Annotated in this window: 22 protein-coding genes and 1 pseudogene; 9 read left to right on the forward strand and 14 right to left on the reverse strand. The window is 45.5% G+C overall.

The window, feature by feature from the left end; genetic code table 11:
- Positions 1-10: 10 nt before the first annotated feature.
- From AD710_RS05765 to alsS, 3 genes are all read right to left on the reverse strand, one after another.
- Positions 11-535 carry an NAD(P)H-dependent oxidoreductase gene (locus AD710_RS05765; RefSeq protein ID WP_049627536.1) on the reverse strand — a complete coding sequence of 175 codons (525 nt, stop codon included), beginning with the start codon at positions 533-535 and terminating at the stop codon, positions 11-13.
- A gap of 101 nt (positions 536-636) precedes the next feature.
- The gene (gene budA, locus AD710_RS05770; RefSeq protein WP_016937721.1) at positions 637-1,404 is read right to left on the reverse strand and encodes an acetolactate decarboxylase; all 768 of its coding nucleotides are present in this window, start codon (positions 1,402-1,404) and stop codon (positions 637-639) included.
- A gap of 58 nt (positions 1,405-1,462) precedes the next feature.
- A complete protein-coding gene (gene alsS, locus AD710_RS05775; RefSeq protein WP_045926539.1) occupies positions 1,463-3,175 on the reverse strand; it encodes an acetolactate synthase AlsS in 1,713 nt (570 codons plus the stop codon).
- A 156-nt stretch (positions 3,176-3,331) separates the two neighbouring features.
- On the opposite strand from alsS, the gene alsR reads away from it, so the two are divergent.
- Entirely contained in the window at positions 3,332-4,240 is a 909-nt protein-coding gene (gene alsR / locus AD710_RS05780) for an acetoin biosynthesis transcriptional regulator AlsR (protein WP_016937719.1), read from the forward strand.
- A gap of 197 nt (positions 4,241-4,437) precedes the next feature.
- On the forward strand, positions 4,438-5,769 hold the full coding sequence (locus AD710_RS05785; protein WP_049627537.1) for an arsenic transporter: 1,332 nt from the start codon (positions 4,438-4,440) through the stop codon (positions 5,767-5,769).
- Between the two features lie 48 nt (positions 5,770-5,817).
- Here the strand turns inward: AD710_RS05785 and AD710_RS05790 are convergent, their stop codons facing one another.
- The 3 genes from AD710_RS05790 to AD710_RS05800 form a co-directional block, all read right to left on the reverse strand.
- Entirely contained in the window at positions 5,818-6,492 is a 675-nt protein-coding gene (locus AD710_RS05790) for a hypothetical protein (RefSeq protein ID WP_049627538.1), read from the reverse strand.
- Between the two features lie 41 nt (positions 6,493-6,533).
- A complete protein-coding gene (locus AD710_RS05795) occupies positions 6,534-7,406 on the reverse strand; it encodes a hypothetical protein (RefSeq protein WP_049627539.1) in 873 nt (290 codons plus the stop codon).
- A 121-nt stretch (positions 7,407-7,527) separates the two neighbouring features.
- A complete protein-coding gene (locus AD710_RS05800) occupies positions 7,528-8,622 on the reverse strand; it encodes a CotH kinase family protein (RefSeq protein WP_047475830.1) in 1,095 nt (364 codons plus the stop codon).
- A gap of 140 nt (positions 8,623-8,762) precedes the next feature.
- Here AD710_RS05800 and cotG point away from each other — a divergent pair, with 140 nt between their 5' ends.
- The 3 genes and pseudogenes from cotG to AD710_RS20260 all read left to right on the forward strand — a co-directional run bounded on the left by cotG (position 8,763) and on the right by AD710_RS20260 (position 10,587).
- The gene (cotG, locus tag AD710_RS05805) at positions 8,763-9,344 is read left to right on the forward strand and encodes a CotG/ExsB N-terminal domain-containing protein (protein WP_049627540.1); all 582 of its coding nucleotides are present in this window, start codon (positions 8,763-8,765) and stop codon (positions 9,342-9,344) included.
- A gap of 172 nt (positions 9,345-9,516) precedes the next feature.
- The gene (locus AD710_RS05810) at positions 9,517-10,137 is read left to right on the forward strand and encodes a flavin reductase family protein (protein ID WP_049627541.1); all 621 of its coding nucleotides are present in this window, start codon (positions 9,517-9,519) and stop codon (positions 10,135-10,137) included.
- A 154-nt stretch (positions 10,138-10,291) separates the two neighbouring features.
- Positions 10,292-10,587, forward strand: a pseudogene (locus AD710_RS20260) (DUF4181 domain-containing protein).
- A 59-nt stretch (positions 10,588-10,646) separates the two neighbouring features.
- Here AD710_RS20260 and ggt read toward each other — a convergent pair.
- Positions 10,647-12,224 carry a gamma-glutamyltransferase gene (ggt, locus tag AD710_RS05820; RefSeq protein WP_049627542.1) on the reverse strand — a complete coding sequence of 526 codons (1,578 nt, stop codon included), beginning with the start codon at positions 12,222-12,224 and terminating at the stop codon, positions 10,647-10,649.
- Positions 12,225-12,431: 207 nt separating this feature from the next.
- On the opposite strand from ggt, the gene AD710_RS05825 reads away from it, so the two are divergent.
- From AD710_RS05825 to chrA, 3 genes are read left to right on the forward strand one after another with little or no spacing between them, the layout of a single operon-like run.
- On the forward strand, positions 12,432-12,908 hold the full coding sequence (locus AD710_RS05825; RefSeq protein ID WP_016937711.1) for a chromate efflux transcriptional regulator ChrS: 477 nt from the start codon (positions 12,432-12,434) through the stop codon (positions 12,906-12,908).
- 13 nt (positions 12,909-12,921) lie between these two features.
- Positions 12,922-13,512: a chromate efflux transporter subunit ChrB gene (chrB, locus tag AD710_RS05830; protein ID WP_049627543.1), complete on the forward strand. Its 591-nt coding sequence runs from the start codon at positions 12,922-12,924 to the stop codon at positions 13,510-13,512.
- Positions 13,509-14,045 carry a chromate resistance efflux protein ChrA gene (gene chrA, locus AD710_RS05835; RefSeq protein ID WP_049627544.1) on the forward strand — a complete coding sequence of 179 codons (537 nt, stop codon included), beginning with the start codon at positions 13,509-13,511 and terminating at the stop codon, positions 14,043-14,045. Before chrB ends, chrA begins: the two co-directional genes overlap by 4 nt.
- 26 nt (positions 14,046-14,071) lie before the next feature.
- On the opposite strand, the gene AD710_RS05840 is transcribed toward chrA, so the two are convergent.
- Entirely contained in the window at positions 14,072-14,293 is a 222-nt protein-coding gene (locus AD710_RS05840; protein WP_049627545.1) for a hypothetical protein, read from the reverse strand.
- On the reverse strand, positions 14,290-14,835 hold the full coding sequence (locus AD710_RS05845; protein ID WP_049627546.1) for a flavodoxin family protein: 546 nt from the start codon (positions 14,833-14,835) through the stop codon (positions 14,290-14,292). Before AD710_RS05845 ends, AD710_RS05840 begins: the two co-directional genes overlap by 4 nt.
- Positions 14,836-14,957: 122 nt before the next feature.
- Between AD710_RS05845 and AD710_RS05850 the strand changes: the two genes are divergently transcribed.
- A complete protein-coding gene (locus AD710_RS05850; RefSeq protein ID WP_045926388.1) occupies positions 14,958-15,839 on the forward strand; it encodes a LysR family transcriptional regulator in 882 nt (293 codons plus the stop codon).
- Positions 15,840-15,926: 87 nt separating this feature from the next.
- Here AD710_RS05850 and AD710_RS05855 read toward each other — a convergent pair whose 3' ends face one another.
- The 5 genes from AD710_RS05855 to AD710_RS05875 form a co-directional block, all read right to left on the reverse strand.
- Positions 15,927-16,643 (reverse strand): endonuclease V, encoded by a 717-nt coding sequence (locus tag AD710_RS05855; RefSeq protein WP_049627547.1) that lies wholly within the window; start codon positions 16,641-16,643, stop codon positions 15,927-15,929.
- A 106-nt stretch (positions 16,644-16,749) separates the two neighbouring features.
- Entirely contained in the window at positions 16,750-17,397 is a 648-nt protein-coding gene (locus AD710_RS05860) for a hypothetical protein (protein WP_049627548.1), read from the reverse strand.
- Positions 17,398-17,404: 7 nt separating this feature from the next.
- Complete coding sequence (locus AD710_RS05865) at positions 17,405-19,273, reverse strand: ribonuclease YeeF family protein (protein WP_049627549.1); 1,869 nt, start codon at positions 19,271-19,273, stop codon at positions 17,405-17,407.
- Positions 19,274-19,292: 19 nt separating this feature from the next.
- A complete protein-coding gene (locus AD710_RS05870; protein WP_049627550.1) occupies positions 19,293-19,553 on the reverse strand; it encodes a YwqI/YxiC family protein in 261 nt (86 codons plus the stop codon).
- On the reverse strand, positions 19,553-19,987 hold the full coding sequence (locus AD710_RS05875) for a DUF5082 family protein (protein ID WP_049627551.1): 435 nt from the start codon (positions 19,985-19,987) through the stop codon (positions 19,553-19,555). The genes AD710_RS05870 and AD710_RS05875 overlap by 1 nt, the downstream gene beginning before the upstream one ends.
- Between the last annotated feature and the right edge of the window lie 179 nt (positions 19,988-20,166).

Genomic DNA, 20,166 nt, shown 5'->3' on the forward strand with positions numbered 1-20,166 from the left:
GCGGATCATTTTAAAATGATTTCTTTATGTAATCCGCCAGACTTCTCGCATTGTCACGAATATCTGCCGCACCCGCCCCATTTACACCGTACAGCGCGAAAGCCGGCAAATAGGTCATACCCGTAAAATTAGCCATTGCCTGAAACGGCCTTAAAAGCTCGCTCAATGTAAAGTGGTTGGAACCGCCTGCCTGGTATGCATCCTCTCCGGCACCTACGGAAACAGCCAGCAGTAATTCTTTGCCGTGCAGCGCCTTGCCTTTGGAGCCGTAAGCCCAGCCGTACGACAGCACATGATCCATCCATGTTTTTAAAAGCGGAGGCGCACTATACCAGTACAGCGGAAATTGAAATACGATCCGGTCATACTGTTCACACAGCTGGCGTTCCTTTTCCGCATTGATTTTCCCGTCCGGATATTCTTTATAAAGCTCACGGACCGTAATGTCATCGTGATTTTTTAACTCTTCTGTCCACGCCTTATTGACCACTGAGTTTTCCATGTCAGGGTGAACCGCCAATACCAAAACTTTCACAGCTACCACACCTTTCCCTTTTGACTGTATTTTACCTAATCATTGCCGATTCAGCCAAATAAAAAGAAAGCCCGGGAGAAAAACGGGCTTTCTTTTTTCATTTATTCAGGGCTTCCTTCGGTTGTTTCAATATCCTTCGCGAAATTCGGATTATCTAAATTCGCGTTGAAAAAGTCCGCCGTATTCGGAAGCTTGAGATTCATGTTCATTTTTTGAGAAATGGTCACTTTGCAATCTTTAATGATATAGTCAAACACATGTCCGCCGGAATTGCGGCCTTCATCAATGAAGTGCAGGTGATACCCGGAAACAGCGATGCCGTTTGCGTAGCCTGGCGTCCAGAAGCCGGCAATCGTTCCCTGAATGTCGTCAAAGTTGAACACAGGCTGTGTTTTCACCGCTTCGATCATCGGAACGTACGGTTTCTCCTGACGTTCTACCGTTCTCGTCTGCACCTTTTTAAATACACCGTCTAAACGGATCGCATAAAATAAGTTTTTACTAGGGAGAAGGCTTGCCATTTCCTGTTCGAATTCTTCACGGGTCATTTCGCCGTCGATCGTATGCGTCATATCCGGTGTAAAAAATGTGAATGAACAGAATGGTGACAGGTCCCCGCCTTTCACAGGCGTAGCCGTTCCGTCGCCGCGCAGACGGTAAAATTGTCCGTCAAATCCGATTAATTCCCCGTCCAGTTTGTTGAAAGTGCCGATTCCGAAATCACCGAACTTCGGAATGTCAGCCATATCAAAATCTCCGTCATATACTCCGTCCAGCAGAGATGTCATTGTTGATACTTGATAGATCTGATCCTCAGGTGAGCCTTTTTCTCCGCGGCTCATCACTTGGATGTCGTTTGCATTTTTCATTCTCTTCACTCCTTTTAAATTAGGCTGTTTTAGAAAACAGGTCATGGTGCGCAGAGTGCTAGAGAGCTTTTGCTTTCATTCTTTCTTTGAATTGCTTCGGAAGCATGTCACTTGATAAATGAACGTTGTCACTGTAATCGACAGGAATGTCGATGATGACAGGGCCTTCTGTGTTCAAGCCTTTTTGCAGCACGTCTGCCAGCTGTTCCGGTGACTCGACACGCAAGCCGGTGGCGCCGAAGCTTTCTGCATATTTTACGATGTCAATGTTTCCGAAATCTACGCATGATGTACGGTTGTATTTTTTCATTTGCTGGAATGCGACCATATCATATGTGCTGTCATTCCATACAAGGTGAACGATCGGCGCTTTTAAGCGGACTGCCGTTTCAAGTTCCATTGCGGAGAACAGGAATCCTCCGTCTCCTGAAACGGATACGACTTTTTCACCCGGATTCACCAATGTGGCGGCAATCGCCCAAGGAAGCGCTACGCCCAATGTCTGCATGCCGTTGCTGATCATCAGCTTCAGCGGCTCATAAGCGCGGAAGTAGCGGGACATCCAGATCGCGTGAGAACCGATGTCACAAGTAACGGTCACATCGTCAGCAATTGCGCTGCGAAGTTCTTGGACGATTTGCAGAGGATGCACTCTGTCGGATTTATGATCGCTTGGCGCCTTCTCGCTGTCTGTCAGCATTTGTTTTAATTCGCTCAGCACTTCTTGTTCACGGCTGCCCATATCGAATGTCACCGCATCGTGCTCGATTTGTTTAACCGTTGCGGCGATATCCCCTAATAACTCTAATTCCGGCTGATAGGCATGATCGATATCGGCCTGAATTTCGTCAAGATGGATAATAGCACGGTCGCCGTTTACGTTCCAGAACTTCGGATCGTATTCAATCGGATCATAACCGATCGTTAATACGACATCCGCCTGTTCAAGCAGAAGATCGCCAGGCTGGTTGCGGAACAGTCCGATCCGGCCGAAATATTGGTCTTCAAGCTCTCTGGACAATGTGCCGGCCCCTTGGTACGTTTCAACGAAAGGCAGTTTTGTTTTGGCAAGCAGTTTGCGGATTTGTTTTACCGCTTCCGGTCTTCCGCCTTTCATGCCGACTAACAGAACGGGAAGTTTCGCCGTCTGGATTTTGGCGATAGCCGCGCTGACCGCTGATTCCGGTGCAGGGCCTTGTTTCGGCGTCGGCACGCTGCGTACGTTTTTAACATTTGTGATTTCATTCACAACATCCTGCGGAAAGCTCACAAAAGCCGCGCCTGCCTGACCTGCTGACGCTGCCCTGAAGGCGTTTGTTACCGCTTCTGGTATATTCCCTGTTTCCTGTACTTCTACACTGTATTTTGTGATCGGCTGAAATAGTGCCGCATTGTCTAATGATTGGTGTGTCCGTTTTAACCGGTCCGCGCGAATCACGTTTCCCGCCAGTGCCACTACCGGATCACCTTCTGTATTAGCCGTTAACAAGCCGGTCGCTAAGTTGGATGCCCCCGGGCCTGAAGTAACGAGACAAACGCCAGGTTTTCCTGTCAGTCTTCCGACAGCCGCTGCCATAAACGCAGCGTTCTGTTCGTGACGGCATAAAACCAGTTCAGGTCCTTTATCTTTTAACGCATCAAATACTGCATCAATTTTTGCACCCGGAATGCCAAAAACATGTGTGACACCTTGCTCCACTAAGCAATCAACAACAAGCTCCGCCCCGCGATTTTTTCCAGAGGTTCTCAGTTCATTTGTTGCTTTTGCCAACACCCTCACTCCTTATTATGCATATTAAATATAAAATTTTAAGTAATTTGTGATATTATTCACTATACACCCTTTGGAAATTGACCTCCAATATCAATTCGCCGTATGATTAATATGTTTCACGAATAATTAACAAAGGGAAAGGAATGGATAAGGATGGAGCTTCGCCATCTTCAATACTTTATTGCTGTTGCTGAAGAACTTCATTTCGGCAAAGCCGCGCTTCGGTTAAATATGACACAGCCGCCTCTCAGCCAGCAGATCAAACAGCTTGAGAAAGAAGTCGGCGTGACTTTATTAAAGCGCACGAAACGGGTTGTAGAGCTTTCTGCTGCCGGAGAAAGTTTTTTGAAACACAGCAGAAACGCGATCGAACAAATAGAAAAAGCGATTGAAATGGCGCAGAGGACAGCGCGGGGAGAGCTCGGCCGGCTTGTCGTCGGTTTTGTCGGCTCAGCCACATATGAATTTCTGCCGCCGATCATTCGGGAATTCCGCGAAAAATTCCCCTCCGTCAAGCTTGATCTGCGTGAAATCTCTTCTTTCAGACAGCAGGAAGAGCTTCTGAAAGGCAACATTGATATCGGCATCCTTCATCCGCCTTTACAGCATTCGGCTTTACATATGGAAAAGGTGCAGAGCAGTCCTTGCATTCTGGCCTTGCCGAAGCAGCACCCGCTTACCGCCAAAGAGACAATCGACATTCAGGATTTAGAAAATGAACCGATTATCACACTGGCGAAAGAAACATGGCCTACTTTATACCTGGAATTTGTAAACTATTGCGAGCAGGCGGGCTTTAAACCGAAAATTGTTCAGGAAGCGACGGAGTATCAAATGGTGATCGGATTGGTAAGCGCCGGAATCGGTGTAACCTTCGTGCCTTCTTCAGCTAAAAAACTGTTTAATCTCGAAGTCGCCTATCGCGACATCAATCAGGTTCAGCTTACCGCCGATTGGGTCATCGCCTACCGCAAGGACAACCAAAACCCGATCCTGAAACATTTCTTGGAGATTATCAATAAACGCCAGGCTTTATTGCAGGCGGATAAGGAAAAAGTATAAAAAAGAGGACGCCGAGAAGCAGCCTCTTTTTTTTTGTGCTTTAATGGAATTTTACTAAATTAGTAGAAACGCTCAGTACACCTTTCGGCCTGTACTCGTATACATACAGTACAACTGATCAGGAGGGATAAAAATAACGGGGCGGCAATGACCCATCCAAAAAGGAGGCAGAACATATTACACATATTAGCGTCATATTGACCCTGATTTCTTTCTTTGTGACCATTATTCTTATTTTTTGGAGACCCCGGGGATTAAATGAAGCCGTTCCGGCATCGCTGGGCGCCATTTTCGTTTTGTTATGCGGAACCGTTTCCTTTCATGATTTAGGAGATATAGGGTCTAAAGTCACCGGAGCATCGATCACCATTATTTCCACAATGATTATGGCGATCGCGCTCGAAAGCTTCGGTTTTTTTAATTGGGCGGCAGCCAAGCTGCTCCATCGCGCTAGAGGATCAGGCATCCGGCTGTTTTGGCTGACCAACCTGCTTTGTTTTTCAATGACGCTCTTTCTGAATAATGACGGCAGCGTCTTAATCACCACTCCTATTTTACTGTTGGTATTAAAGTATCTCGGACTTAAAAAACATCATAAAACGCCCTATTTAATCAGCGGCGTCTTAATTGCGACGGCGGCAAGCACTCCTATCGGCGTCAGTAATATCGTCAATTTAATTTCTCTCAAAATGATAGGCATGGACCTTTATTTGTACACCAATATGATGTTTATCCCCGGCACGCTGGGGCTCGTGTTTATGGCCTTTCTGCTGTTTGCTGTTTTTTACCGCCGCTTGCCGAAACAGCTCCCCGATATTCCGGTTCATTTTGATTCACTGGAACACAAAAGATATCATCCGCTTCAGCCTCCGCCGGATCAGGCCCAAAACAGCCGTACGAAAATCATGTTTTGTGTTTTAGCGTTTGTATTGTTAGTGCGGGTCAGTCTGTTTGCCGCTTCATACAGCGGCATTTCCGTTTCACTTGTGGCAGTCATCAGTTCAGTCATCCTGCTTGCCTGGAGATGGTTTCATTTAAAAATCGGCCCAGCAGACTTATTAAGGAAAGCGCCCTGGCATATCTTTGTTTTTGCCTTCACGATGTACATTATCATCTACGGACTGCATAATATCGGACTGACCGCATTGCTTGTTCAGTATATTGAGCCTTATGTCTCACAGAGCATTGCCCACGCGGCTTCTATTATGGGTATTGCTACATCCGTCCTCTCTAATTTGTTTAATAACCATCCTGCCCTAATGATCAGCACCTTGACATTAACTGAAATGTCAATTGACCCATTAACCGTAAAAATCATTTATTTAGCTAATATTATCGGCAGTGATATCGGATCATTGCTTCTGCCGATCGGGACATTAGCCACGCTGATCTGGATGCATATCATCAGACAGCACGGCGAAAAAGTCTCTTGGTCAGAATATATCAAAACGACCATTGTCGTTGTCCCTCTCACCGTTGTATTTACCATTACCGTTTTATATGTTTGGATCAGCTGGATCTATCTTTAGCTCCGATGAAAAAAACTGCCTGCTGTATAAGAGAGGCAGTTTTATTATTTATGGGAGGTGCATGGTTTTTAAATGATTCAATTTCCAAAAGACCGTATCTCCGTTCGCATTGGTCAATTCAAGAATGTTATCTGAGACGTCCTGTAACAGCCCCACTTTATTCGGTATATCTCCTAAATCCAGAATAATCAATTTGCCGGTATATTTTTTTAATTGCTCCTCAAAATTCCGGACAAGGGGCACACTGGCGGGAACGACCGGCAGTTCTGAGCTGTTTAATGTATACGGCGTCTGCTCATCGGAATATGGTGTCAGCCATTTTAAATGATGCATTGAGATGAAAAGCGTCTTATAAACCGGAGAGAAGAAAACAAAATAATCGTTTAAAACACTTGTTACATAGCCATGAATGGACCGGTCTCCCGTAACGAATATTTCTGTAAATCTGCCTTTTATATGCTGGAGGGTATTCCGGTAAGAAAATGAATGTTCCTGTTTTTCAGGATGCGGACTTTCTTCTCTTGTGTGCGGCCCTTTATTCTCATCGTCCGGCACAGTCAAAGTCATCCGCTGCAGATGCAGCAGCGGGATATAAAGAAACGTCCGGCCGTCATGGATCACAATGATATCATGCCCGATATCCAAAAGAGTTCCTGAAAATGTTGTATTTCCCGATATCTCAATATCGACTTGTTTATCCAGAAATCTGCTTAACCCAGCCATTTCATTCCCCCCTCTCCCGCGTTTACGGACAATCTTTCCGGTCATTTACGGCCGCGTTTCCACCGGTAATCTATTGTTCTTAATACAGTGGCGTAGCTATAAGATTCATCTTCTTCCCGTTTTGAGGATCGTACGGACTTTGATGATCTTTTCGATTTTTTAGAGGACGTCTGCTGCTCTTCATGTGATTCTTCTTCAGTGCACTCTTTCTCATCTTTATTCTCGTCTTGATTCTCGTCTTTTTTAGCCGCTCCTTTTGCCCCTGCGCTGATGCTCTTAATATGAAAAGGATAGATCCGCAGCACTTCTTTATCTTTCACAAGAGTATAGTGGCCGTCAGAATTATCCACAAGTATACCTTCAACGGCTTCAGGACCTCCGCGGTTGATGGAAACCCACTTGTGGATCAGGCGTTTAAATATGCCGTGAAAATCATCAGCCATTTCAAATTCCGGGCGCTCCTCCTCTTGGCCGTCCTCTTCTTGTTCCGCGCTGATGCTTTTGACATGGTCGGCATTAAAATAGACGATTCCGTCATCTTCTGTTTCCAGCACGAGAAAATCATCCCCTGTTTCGTGAAGCTTTCCTCTTTTCGATTCCGGACCTCCCTGATTCAATTGCACCGTGCGATTGGTCATCCTGCTGATCAGGTCTTGAAAATCATCAGCTCTCTCGCATTCTGCCGGCTCAACCGGCGATAAGGTCTCACTCGTATTTTCCGTAACGCTTTTCACGTGCTTCCATTGATAGTAAACGATTTTATTATCAACCTGAAGAGCGATATAATCCGATTGAATGTCTGCCAATCTTCCTGTCTTGGACTCCGGGCCTCCCCGATAGACAGTAATCACTTTTCCTTCCATCGCATGCAGAAAGTTGTCATCAGACCGATGCCGATTCGTATTGCGTTTCATCTATTGTCCTCCTAGTCATATTTCTCATTAATGTCAAACATAATGCATATATACGTATCACGATTCTTTTCGGGAACTGGTTCACCAGCCTATTTGTAAAAAATCTTTCTTCCTCCCCAAATCAGATATTCCACTGCTCTAACTCGCTGCTGATGAAAGCAGACCGTTCCTTAATGTATTCGCAAATCACATCAGGCTCCCGGTCAAAGCGGTCAAGCTCATCTTTTTTATAAGGGTCCTTCGCGACATGCGGCCTGATCTGCTCATACAGCGACATGACCTTCGGCTTCATATGTTCAATGGTAAACCGGGTCTGAAGCGTCTCTTCCAAAAGCCGTTTGTACGCTTTGCGGAAATACGGTTCATCCAGAAGTCTTGCGGTCAAGGTATTAAACCCTTGTATTCTGACATAATCAGCCTCCATCCGGTCACCGTGAATGTCTCGTCCCCACGTCGCATCGTAATCCCACGGAATGACTTCAAAAAGTCCCGTTTCATGGCTGCGGTACAAGGCGTAATTATGAACAAACCCATCGTAGTTTGAGGTAAACACGATGCCCGCAAGCCACCGCAAATACTTATCCGCGTCCAAGTGTTTGATAATCTCCCCCTTGAACTCTGACTTCGGCACGGTATTAATTTTATAAATCATATCCTGCAGATAAAAATCGTCTTCTTTCGTTCCCGTTTTCTTTTCATAGCCAAGTTCGAGCGATGTTTTCGTATCCCGCTCCAAATCACTGACGAGGGAGAAATTTGCATCATCATCCACCGCGTAAAATACAGCGCCGTCAGCTAGGTTCCGTTTCGCCAGATAATATTCATCTACTGACTCCAGCTCAAGGTACACACCCTCATATTTGCCGTTGATCTGCAAGGATACGAAATTCGCCTTTGGCGACAGCGTTCCAAGCTCCGCGAAGAAATCGAGAGACAGCTTATTCCGCATCATCGACGGATCTTTGTACTCGGCGTTTAAATGTATTTCTTTAGCCCTGCGAAATGTTTTCGGCGAATAAAAAGTGACGTGATACGATTTTTTCTTAAAGTCTCTTATATGAGAGCCGCGGTACGCCAGATCAATGTCAAGGCGTTTTTGATTCACTCTCAGCACCGCGGGCACCGGATCATCATCCCAAATGTCTTTTTTCAGCTCCAACAAGTCCTTCGGGTGAATAAACAGCTGATATAAAGGCAATGCTGATTGGTCTTTCACCTGAAAACCTCCTTGTATTAATTTAGGCTGTGCTTTTTCGATAAAACTCAGCGGAACACACATACACTTTTTTTATCCATGCGTACTATGTGGTAGTAAGGATCGCATCCTTAAAACATATATCAAGAGGAGGTTTCAAAATGGGCCACTATTCCCATTCTGATATCGAAGAAGCAGTAAAGTCCGCAAGCACCGAGGGATTGAAAGATTATTTGTACCAAGAACCAAAAAGCAGTAAGAAAAGAAAGTCCCGCAAAAATAAAAAATCTCGCAGCCACAAGAAATCACGTTCTCACAAAAAATCTCGCAGCCATAAAAAATCACGTTCTCACAAAAGATCCCGCAGCCATAAAAAATCACGTTCTCACAAAAGATCCCGCAGCCATAAAAAATCACGTTCTCACAAAAAATCCCGCAGCTGTAAAAAATCACGTTCTCACAAAAAATCCCGCAGCCATAAAAAATCACGTTCTCACAAAAAATCTCGCAGCCGTAAAAAATCGTGCCGTTCTCACAAAAAATCACGCAGTCAGAAAAAATCGCGTTCTCACAAAAAATCTCGCAGTCAGAAAAAATCGTGCCGCCGCAAGAAAAAACGCACTCAGAAAAAACCTTACCGTTCTCATAAAAAACAAAGCCATAAAAAAGACGATTACTGCACCAAAACAGAGTACTGGAAAGACGGAAATGTCTGGGTTGTAAAGAAAAACTATAAGAAGTAATCCCCCAACAACCTAATATCACTTGTAAATAGGCTGCCGGCTAAACGGAAGCCTTTTTCCTCAAACAGATATATGCCACGAAATAAGATATGCATCCGGGTTTCTTTTGTTGTGCTTCCGAATTTTCTTTCGGTATAATCAGGTCATACGAAAAAGAAAGGCGGCTGACATGATGCATATCTTACGAGCAGACGAATTGAACGCGAAAGATACCTACAAATTGCTTTCGGGCACAGTAGTTCCCCGGCCGATTGCATTTGTCACTACGCGTTCATCTATCAACGGCGCCGTAAACGCGGCGCCCTTCAGTTTTTATAACGTTGTCTCCGCAGATCCGCCGCTTCTTGCCATTTCTGTAAACCGCGCGGAGGGACCGCAGAAAGACACTGCGAGAAACATAATCGCTCATCGGGACTTCGTCGTGCATGTCAGTGATGAGTCCATCATTGAAGACATTAACAAAACGGCGGCAAGGCTTGGCCCTGATGTCAGCGAGCTTGACTTGACAGACCTTTCCGTAACAGACAGCACCTGCATCAGCGTTCCCGGTATAAAAGAAGCGAAGGTCAGGTTTGAATGTATACTCGAACGCCACCTTCCGTTCCAAAATGACGGCGGAGAAACGACGACAGACCTCATCATCGGCAGAGTCGTTTGTTTTCATTTGAATGATCAAGTATATGATGCCGATAAGGGCTACATACGGACCGATGAACTGCAGCCTGCGGCGAGGCTCGCGGGGAATGAATACGCCAGACTCGGGAAGACATTTACACTTGTCCGCCCGACCTGAAACAGGAGCCAATATAATAGAAGAAACTAGTCAAAAAGCCCCCTTTTAAAAGGGGGCTTTTTTATCTGTTGACCGTTTAACTCAGTCTAATGTCTTATAAAAGATTGAAACTTACAAGGTCCTAAACGAATGACCAGTTTTTAGGGGGCAGACGATCGATTTCATTCAGTTACTGATTTTTTCAGCCGTATTTATTTTGCTCAGCCTTATGTTTCACGTATTTGCCGTCAAAGTTCTCCATTTGCCAAAGCCTGTTAAAAAGCAGAAGCCGATAAACGGCACACATCAATTAATCGAAATCACACTGCTTATTTCGGGCATCGCAGCGGTGTCATTATTCAATGAATGTACGTATTTGCAGGAGTTATTTCTATGCTTTTCTGCTGCAGCGGCTTAATGGAGCGGCGGCACCGGCGGGAGAAAAAGCAATATGTGTACGATTCGTTTTAGGCGGGTCTATCGGCCGCACTCGGCGTACTTATTTTTTTCATCCGTTAACGGATCATGCTCTATACCCCTGCGGCCGCTCCGTCGCCGCGCGGGTCGGCCCCGCCTTGGAGAAAACCTTCGTCATCAATGACGATCGCTGCCGCATGTCCCATGATCCGGTCAAAATCGCTAACCGTCTCAACGCGGTGGCCGCTTTGCTTTAATGCTTCTCTCGTTTCACGGCTGATCCGGCTTTCGACCCTCAGCCCTTCATACGCCTCTCCCCATGTCCGCCCCCACACCCAGCGCGGCTCACTGACCGCCTGCTGCGGGTCCATGTTGTAATCAATGATGCGTGTAATCAGCGCCGTCTGAGTTTGCGGCTGGCCTTCTCCTCCCTGGGTGCCGTACAGGATGTGCGGCTTCCCTTCTTTACAGGCCATCGCCGGCATGAGGGTGTGGAAGGTCCGTTTGCCGGGTTCGAGCGTATTGACATGAGATTCATCCAGCGAAAAAAATGACCCGCGATTTTGCAGCAGAATGCCCGTCTCCCCCGCCGTAACGGCTGATCCGAACTCAAAATAAAGGCTCTGTATAAAGGAAACGGCATTTCCTTCCGCATCTCTGACGGCGGCATAAGCAGTGTCGCTTCCGACCGGACGGCTTAGCGCCGGCGCAGCCGTGTAACCGATGTCTTCCGCCAGCTGCTTTGCATACCGTTTATCAAGTAACCGATCCAGCGGAATATGAGAAAACGCCGGATCAGTCAGCACTTCATTCCGATGCTGAAAACTCTTTTTCAGCGCCTCGATCAGCAGATGATAATATTCAAAGGAGCCGTGTTCGATCTTAGAAAAATCATAGTTTTCCAATATATTGAGCGTCATTAAGCCTGTAAACCCCTGTGAATTCGGGGGAGCCTGATAGATGCGGTACCCGCGGTAATCGGAGGATACCGGGTCCGTCCACTCGCCGCGATGGGCTTTAAAGTCATCAAGCGTCAGACGGCCGCCGTTGTTTTGCAAAAATGATGTGATGCTTTGGGCGATATCCCCTTCGTAAAAAGCGCTCCTGCCTTTTTCAGCAAGCTGCTCCAAGCTGGCCGCCAGATCCTTCTGGACAAACCGCTCGCCAGGCATGGGCGCTTTTTTGTTTCTCGTAAAAATGGCTGAGGTATAAGGTGTTGAGGCTAAAAGAGCGAGATTTCGTTCTGTGTGGGCGCACTGGTCGGCGGACACCGGGAATCCGTCTGCCGCATAATCAAGGGCGGGCTTCAGCACCTCAGCGAGCGAAAGACGCCCGTACGCCGAAAGCACGGCATCCCAGCTGTCCGCCATTCCCGGAACGGTAATGGCGCTTTCTGTCCCTCGCATCGGTATCGCTTCTCTGCCTCGATACAAGTCTCTCGTCACATGTTTTCCTGAGCGGCCGCTCCCGTTGTAAGCTTTGATTCGCCCCGTTTCTTGATGGTATGTAAGCCAAAATGAATCTCCGCCAAGCCCCGTCATATGCGGATAAACGACTGCCAGGCAGGCGCTGACCGCCACCGCTGCATCAAACGCGTTTCCCCCCTTTTCAAGAATGCCGGCCCCCGCCTGGGAAGCAAGATAATGCGGACTGACGACCATTTGTTTCGTTCCGATGGTAGAAGTATTCATGGCAAGCCCCTTTACAAATTTTCTCAAGTATAAAAAGCGGCACCGACGGCATCCACTTTTCTGAGAGAAAATCTCACACACTATTTTCTTTCCGATAATAAAAAATCAATATTTATTACGTAACGAAAACAATTAAAAAATTTATCCTTCATACCGTAAGATTTCATGATACAATAATGTCTACCAGATGAAGGAAGGTGAAGCCGATTGGAACATGAGTACAGCATTCCGAACCTTGTACTTGATGAAACGGATAAACATATTCTCTCGATTTTGCACGAGGAAGGGAGGATTTCCTATACAGACTTAGGAAAGCGGGTTAATCTGTCGCGTGTGGCGGTTCAGCACCGCATCCAGCATTTAATGGATGCCGGCGTAATTGAAAAATTCACCGCTGTCATCAACCCGGCGAAAATCGGCCGCCATGTGTCCGTGTTTTTTAATGTGGAAGTGGAGCCGCAGTATTTGGAGGAAACAGCGTTAAAGCTTGAAAAGGAGCCGGCCGTGACAAGCCTTTATCACATGACCGGACCGAGCAAGCTGCATATGCACGGCATTTTCGCAAATGATCAGGAGATGGAAGAGTTTTTGACAAAACGGCTCTATACGCAAAAAGGCGTCGTCAGCGTCGATTGCCAAATGCTGATTAAACGGTATAAAAGCAGAATGGGCATGAAGCTGTAAGGAGGACACGGCAATGAAAAACCCCTATTGGGACATTACCGCGGCAATGGTGCGAACAGGCATTCTCGGATTCGGGGGCGGCCCGTCCGTGATTCCGCTCATCCGCCATGAAGCCGTCAATAAATACAAGTGGATAGATGATGATGAATTCGGAGAAATATTAGCGATCGCAAATGCGCTTCCCGGACCGATTGCCACAAAAATGGCCGCGTATCTGGGCTTCAAGCTGAAAGGCACGTTAGGCGCAATCTTGGCAGCCCTCGCCCACATTCTGCCTACATGCCTTGCGATGGTAGGCTTGTTTGCCGCTGTAAATGTGTTAAGCCACTCAGCGGTTGTTGCCGGCATGATTGGCGCCGTCACGCCGGTTATCGCCGTCATGCTCGGCATTATGGCGTACGAGTTTGGCCAAAAAGCGCTAAAAGGTTTCGGCTGGGTCACCGGCATCTTGTTTTTTATCATCGCTTTTATCGGCCTGCAAACGCTGCAGATCAATCCCGGCTTTGTCATTATTATTTTCTTAGCGTACGGCGCGTTTCATTTTAAATTGAAAGACAAAATCACAAATAAACGTTCAAAAGATAAAGGAATGTCGGCTTCATGATGATGATCTATTTATTTATGGCGTTTTTTATTGCAAATGTACTCGGATATGGCGGCGGCCCTGCGTCTATTCCGCTCATGTTTGAAGAAGTCGTCAACAGATACAGCTGGCTCTCAAACGATCAATTCTCAAACATGCTCGCCCTCGCGAACGCATTACCCGGCCCGATCGCCACAAAAATCGCCGCGTATGTAGGCTACAGCGCAGGCGGATGGCCCGGCTTCCTGATTGCGCTGATCGCAACCGTCGTACCGTCGGCGCTCGCATTGATCGTGCTTCTTCGCATCATTCAGCGCTTCCGCCAATCACCCGTCATCAAAGGCATGACGCTGTCCGTCCAGCCCGTCATCGCCGTCATGATGCTCATTCTTACGTGGCAAATCGGCGCAGACGGCATCAAAGCGATCGGCTGGATTCAATCACTAGTCATTGCGGGGATTTCTCTCCTTGCCCTGACAAAATTCAAGCTGCATCCGGCCTTTCTGATTATCGCAGCGTTTTTGTATGGAGGCCTTGTGGTTCCTCATTTGTAGAAAAAAGCACCTGGACAGGTGCTTTTTTATTTAGGCCCGGAAATGCCGTTTGATATGACAGTTATTTCTTCTCCTGCATCACTCTTGATGATGTGCTTGACTTGCAGCGTAGTTCCTGCCATTCTCACAGATTGCTTCAACTGAGGCGAATTGGTTTCAACCTGTATCCAAACAGGAGGCTGGACCTTCCAAAATAAAAACAATGCAAGAATCAGCATGCCAGCAATGACCGACAGCAAAAACTTCATATCTCATCGCTTCTTTTCAGTAAGCTGCTCGCAGCGTTCAGCGCCTGATGATCATGAAGAATATCACCGGGACGATTGCCTTCTCCCAGCACATAGCCTTTAAAGGGCATCCCCATAAAATGAAAAATATGTTCAAATTGCTGAATCAGCGGCAGCCCTTTTAGTTTAGGATTGTCTCCTCCCACTGCTGTTACATAGGCCTGCTTCGCTGACATTTGCTGTATAAAATCAGGAAATCTCGGGTCTCTCAACGTCTGTGACCAGCGATCAATAAACAGCTTTAATGTCCCTGACATGCCAAACCAATAAATTGGGGTGGCAAAGACGAGAATATCACACTGCAATATCCGTTCAATAATAGAATCGTATTCATCTTGAACAGGACGAAAGCCGCCTTGGGCGTGGCGCAGATCTTCAATTGGCCGGATCTGATATTTCCGCAAATGAATGTGCTCCGCATCGAATCCTTGAACAGCTTTATCCGCAAGAATATCCGTATTTCCGCCAGACCGAGTTCCGCCATTAATAACCGCAATTTTCATGATGCATCTGCTCCTTTGTTTACGAATGATTTTCTTCATCATATAATGGATTCATCAATCAATACAGATGATTATTTCGATTGTTTCAATCGATAAAACCGATTTAGAAAGGGCGAGATCAAATGGAATTGAAGCAGCTGATCACCTTTATTACCGCAGCAGAACATGTAAACTTCACCCTAACCGCCAAGATGCTTAACTATGCACAATCAAGCGTTACCTCTCAGATCAAATCACTTGAAGAAGAAATCGGGACTCCTTTATTTGAACGGCTCGGCAAGCGGCTTATCTTGACAGAAGCCGGCAAAACATTCAAATCCTATGCGGAGAAGATCATTGCGTTAACAGAAGAAGCAAAAATGGCCGCAAATCAAGTAAGAGAAACAACCGGAACCTTGAAAATCGGGGCGACGGAAAGCCAGTGCACATATCGCCTTCCGCCTATCATAAAAGAATTCAAACAGGCTTTTCCTCAAGTAAAGCTCATATTCAAACCGTATATTTCCAACGAACAAGCGAAAGAACAGCTCTTACAGGGCCAGCTTGATATCACCTTCATTTTAGATGTGAACCGAACGGAAGACGCACTGCACGTTGAATCTTTGATTCAGGATGAGATCAAAATGGTAGCCGCCAATGACCATCCTTTTCCAGCAGACTCACCAGTAACATTGAAGGATCTTCAAAACGAAACCCTTCTGCTGACAGAGGACGGCTGCTCATACCGCACGCTCTTTGAGGACACTTTACAAGACGCCGGAGTCTACCCTAATAAATTAGAATTTGTCAGCATAGAAGCCATCAAACAATGCGTGATGGCCGGACTTGGAATTGGACTATTGCCTGAAATGACAGTAAAAGACGATATTGCAGAAGGACGGATGAAAGAGCTCAACTGGCAGAATGAATGCCCTGTTTTTACTCAACTGGCATGGCATAAGGACAAGTGGATGTCTGCACCATTAAAGGCTTTTATCGATTTGACGCGAAAAACATTCAAATAGAAACCTTATCCGCAAGGTCGACAAGGTTTTTAATAAAGCAGACACCAGGCATACAAAAAAACACTTGGCGGCTTAGAGCCCCAAGTGTTACACGTGATTTTTCTGATAAAACGTTCGCAAGACATGTGTTTCAAGGTCAGCCAGACGAACAGAGACCGGCAGTCTGCTTTCATGATTGATCAAACTCATCGTGATGTGATAGCTGCTTTCTAAATCAATGTTATGTCCGCAAGACAAGAAAATAGGCTTCACATCCCGCCGCGTCCGCAGCGCCCGGCCATATACTTCGCCGTCAATGATAATATCGGTGTATGCGCCGACTTCATTTTCAGGCATCTTGAAATCACAGCCTTTGATTTTGAGATAGGTTTTCGCAATCCCGATCGTCGGCTTCCCCAGAAAAAAAGCCGCATGGGTGGCAACGCCCATATGATTGTAATGCAGATACCCGTTGCCATCAAACAGAAACACATCCGGCTCCGTCTCCAGCTTTTTCGCCGCCTCGATGATCAAAGGCAGCTCACGAAACGCAAGAAAACCGGACACATACGGCACGCTGATTTTCCCCATACTGTGCACCTTTTCAATGACTTCTTTTGTATCAGCGTCAATCACGATGATACTGCACACCCCGTACGGTTCCCCGTCCTGCTCCCAATAAGCGAGGTCGACGCCTGCGCAGGTGTTGATGGAGTTTGGATGGATGACGGGGGATAGGTTGATTTTATGTATAAGGGATTGTTGTATTTGACTAAAATCCGCTTCATCATTTAGATCAAAATCGTGAATTTGATGTATTTTCATTTCATTGGTTTTCCTCTCTTCGCGCTCAATTGTCCTGCATGTCGATTCTAGCAATGACTCCAAATTATATCATTGAAAAAAGCAGATAGTATAAGCTGCTTTTTTATTAATATTCATTTTTCATTTCTTTCATAAAAATATAATCCAATTGTTTAATTAATTCTTTACGTTCAGTACACATCATATCCTCTAAAGGATTTTCCCAATCTTCGTTTTTTATCAGTTCAATGCCATAACTTCCAGTGGGATCCCCTTCTGGGTACCATCCTACGTCAAGCAGCAAATTTTTTGTCTTATGAGAAATCTGCAGGAGATCTTGATTAAAGTCAAATAACCAAGCATCATCATTTTCCTCTAAAGTTTTAGGATCAGTATCTTTTAATGTAATATAATCAACAGTCCAACCCGCCGGTATCTTAAGCCTTAAGAAATTGGGAACATGTTGGTTTAGCGGCTGCAAACCCTCTAAAACCCCGCTTCCCACAGTCCAGATTTGATATTCTAACTCTTCTAATAATTGTTCTATCTCATCAAAAGATTCATCTTCATAAATCTTATCTGTTTTTAAGCCCGTTACTATGACATGGTATTGATCATTTTCATAAATTACCTTAATTAAAGCGTTACGTTTTTCATTTTGCAGTTTTAGTAGTTCATATTTTTCTTTTTTTTCTGGGTTTAAATTATTTACTACCACAGTCCATCCATCTAGGAACTTTAATGGTTGTATTCTTAAAAAGTCAGCAATTCTCAAAGCGTATTCACTTCCTATTTTGAATATACTCTTCTCTCGAAATCATTTTGTTTAAATAATTTTTTATTCTGTCATCATTCATTGGATGTCCGTGATATTTTCCTCCACTTGTTAATTCTGCTCTTACCCAGTTACATGGTTTTCCTAAGTCATAACCAACAGGCTGGTCAAAGCGATGAAAAAAGTAAATAGTTCCTTTTCCTTCATCAACAATTTTACCTTGTTGTAAAACTAATTTCTCTAAAGTCTTATTATCTACAGACGCTAAATACTGTGCTTGTTTCTTTCCAGTCTCACTGAATTGTTTTGCCTGATCATCAGTCTTAGCTTTTATGTGTTTTTTTCCATGATCAAAGTATTCTGCTTCGTTTATCATTCTTCTAAATTTTTTAGAGCTATAATAATTATTATGAGCGACATAATCATGAAGTTTAGAAAAATTAGGAGTTTTACCACCGACCATCTTCACAATCCCAAGATCCTTAACAGCCGTCTTTTCCACATCTACACGTACTGTCGGGATTCCGAATGTGAAGCCATCAGGAGTTACAGGGCGTTCTGCGTACACGCGGACGTTTGTTGGGACTTTGAATTGTTTTACTTTTTCTAGTGTCTTGTTAGCTGTTTGAACTTTTGAATGGGTTGCAAGCGGGATGCCTTTGTTTACATGCTTCGCCAATACACCAGCACCAACCAAACTCAACGCCGCTTCCAGCGCACCCGTTTTCCGCTTCTCCTCAGACACTTTGTTTCCGAACATATCTCTGCCTGTGACGGCTTCTGAGAAACCGTTTGAGGCGACGAGGCCGTATGCGCCCATTTCTGTCATTTTGAGAATGTCTAAGGATTTTCCGGTTTTATAGACGTCTAAAGCGTGTTCTGCGGCCATGACGGTTTTTCCGGTTTTGTAGATGGCTTTTCCGCCTTTGAAAGCGCGGCCCGCCCAGCCGACGACCGGTATGAATCCGGCGGCGGCCATCGCTCCCGCTGTGACGCGTTCGGCGGTGGAGAGTTTTTCTCCGGTCACCGGATCGACGCCTTCGGCTGCTCTTTTATAATCATAATAGCCAGTGACTTCTCCGGTAAAGTTGCAGATACCGTCCCATGTTTTCTCGTACCATGGTTTATTGGCTTCTTTTTCAGCCTTTTCCTGAAGCCGTCTTGCTTCGGCCTGCTGGGCTTTTGCATCAATATAGTCCGTTCCCTGCTTTTCTGCTTCAATGACGCTTTTGTAGATTTCATTGCTGTGGAAGGCTTTTTTGTCATAGTACATAGGGGATGCGCTTTTCCCGTTGCTGGTGGCTTGCATGAGAGCGGAATATTTGCTGAGAACCGCGTTGTCCAGAGATTCTAAATTTTGATATTCAGTGGTCAGGGATTCATCAAGCTTATCGACTGCCGTGATCGTGTCACGTCTGGTTTTCTGGGCATCGCCCATTTTATCTGCGTAATCATCAAGCGTATACGTGTCGAGATGAATAATATCGCTGATGCCTGACAAGATGGAGTCGATTTCGGCTTTATGGGCGGAGACAATTTCTGAAGCCTTCAAGTCCGCGTTGGGCAGCTCATGCTCCAAAAACGAAGTCTCCACATATGAATCGCTGAGTTCTTGATCTTTAATATCACCTGAAATGCCGTTTAAAAACGCAATTTGAGCAGAAACAAGCGTCAGCCAGCTTTCGGCGATTTCCGCTTGTCCCTGAAAGAAATCCTTTATATTGTCTGCGCCTTTTCCTTTCAAAGCATCACCCAGATCAGCCATGCCTTGAAAGGCTTTTTTGAGCGCATTCAGCTGTTCTTCAAGAGCTTCGTATTGTTTCTTTCTCTTGTCTGCTTCATCCGTTAACGATTGTGATTCAAACACTTTGCTCATCGGCAAGTCCTTTCTTTCGTTATTTTACGGCGATCGCCTCGTCCTGTTCTTTCAGGGAGTCTACATTGTCTTTTACGTCCGAGATGTTCTTATGAACGGCTTGCTTATATTCGCTGATCATGGATACAAGCTTTGCCTCGCGGGAGTGGTACTTGGAGGTATAGTCAAGCTTGTTTTTCCCGTTTGAACCCGCATTCCCGATCGAAACGGCCTCCAGCGCGCTGCTGACGGATTCAAGCTGTTTCATGACGGCTCCGTATTTGAGTTTTATTTCTGTCATTAAAACCAACTCCAGCTTCTTTTGATTGATTGTATTTTGTCTCCCACGGCGTCAAGGGCTTCTTCACCAAGCGTCAGCAGGTGCTCTGCTTCTCTCGCGATGCTTCTGGCGGCAAGGAGCCCTCCTTTTTCAATTTCAAGCTGTGTCATCTTTAAGCCGATCCGATAAATATACCCGTCGTATTTGTCTGTAACGATTCTGTATGCCTCTGTATGGGCCTGATCGCGCCGCTCATCAAATTCCTCAGCGAAAGTGCCGGTCCAATGATGATCCAAGTGCGGTCTGAGGATGTCTTTGATTTCAGACATGCCCTCTTCCTGCAGAGATTCTATATCTCTCTTCGCTTCTTTTAATTTATCAATTTGGTGTTCGATCTCGCCCAGTTTATGGCTGATTGTGCTGTTAATATGGCTTAATGTGCTTGAATGGCTCATCTGTTTTCACCTCGTCTTACGCAAAAAGTCGTACAAAAAGCACAGACTTTTCCATACTATATTTCCATATATTATATTTTAAAATAGACAGAAAGCAGCTTAAATAGGTTAAATGGCTTATTTTCAGCAGCCGAGGTGCTCTTTATTAACGCCAAAAGACTCATGCAATCGGCACGTTC

The sequence above is a fragment of the Bacillus sp. JFL15 genome (genome assembly GCF_001184225.1).
Taxonomy (GTDB): Bacteria; Bacillota; Bacilli; order Bacillales; family Bacillaceae; genus Bacillus; species Bacillus siamensis.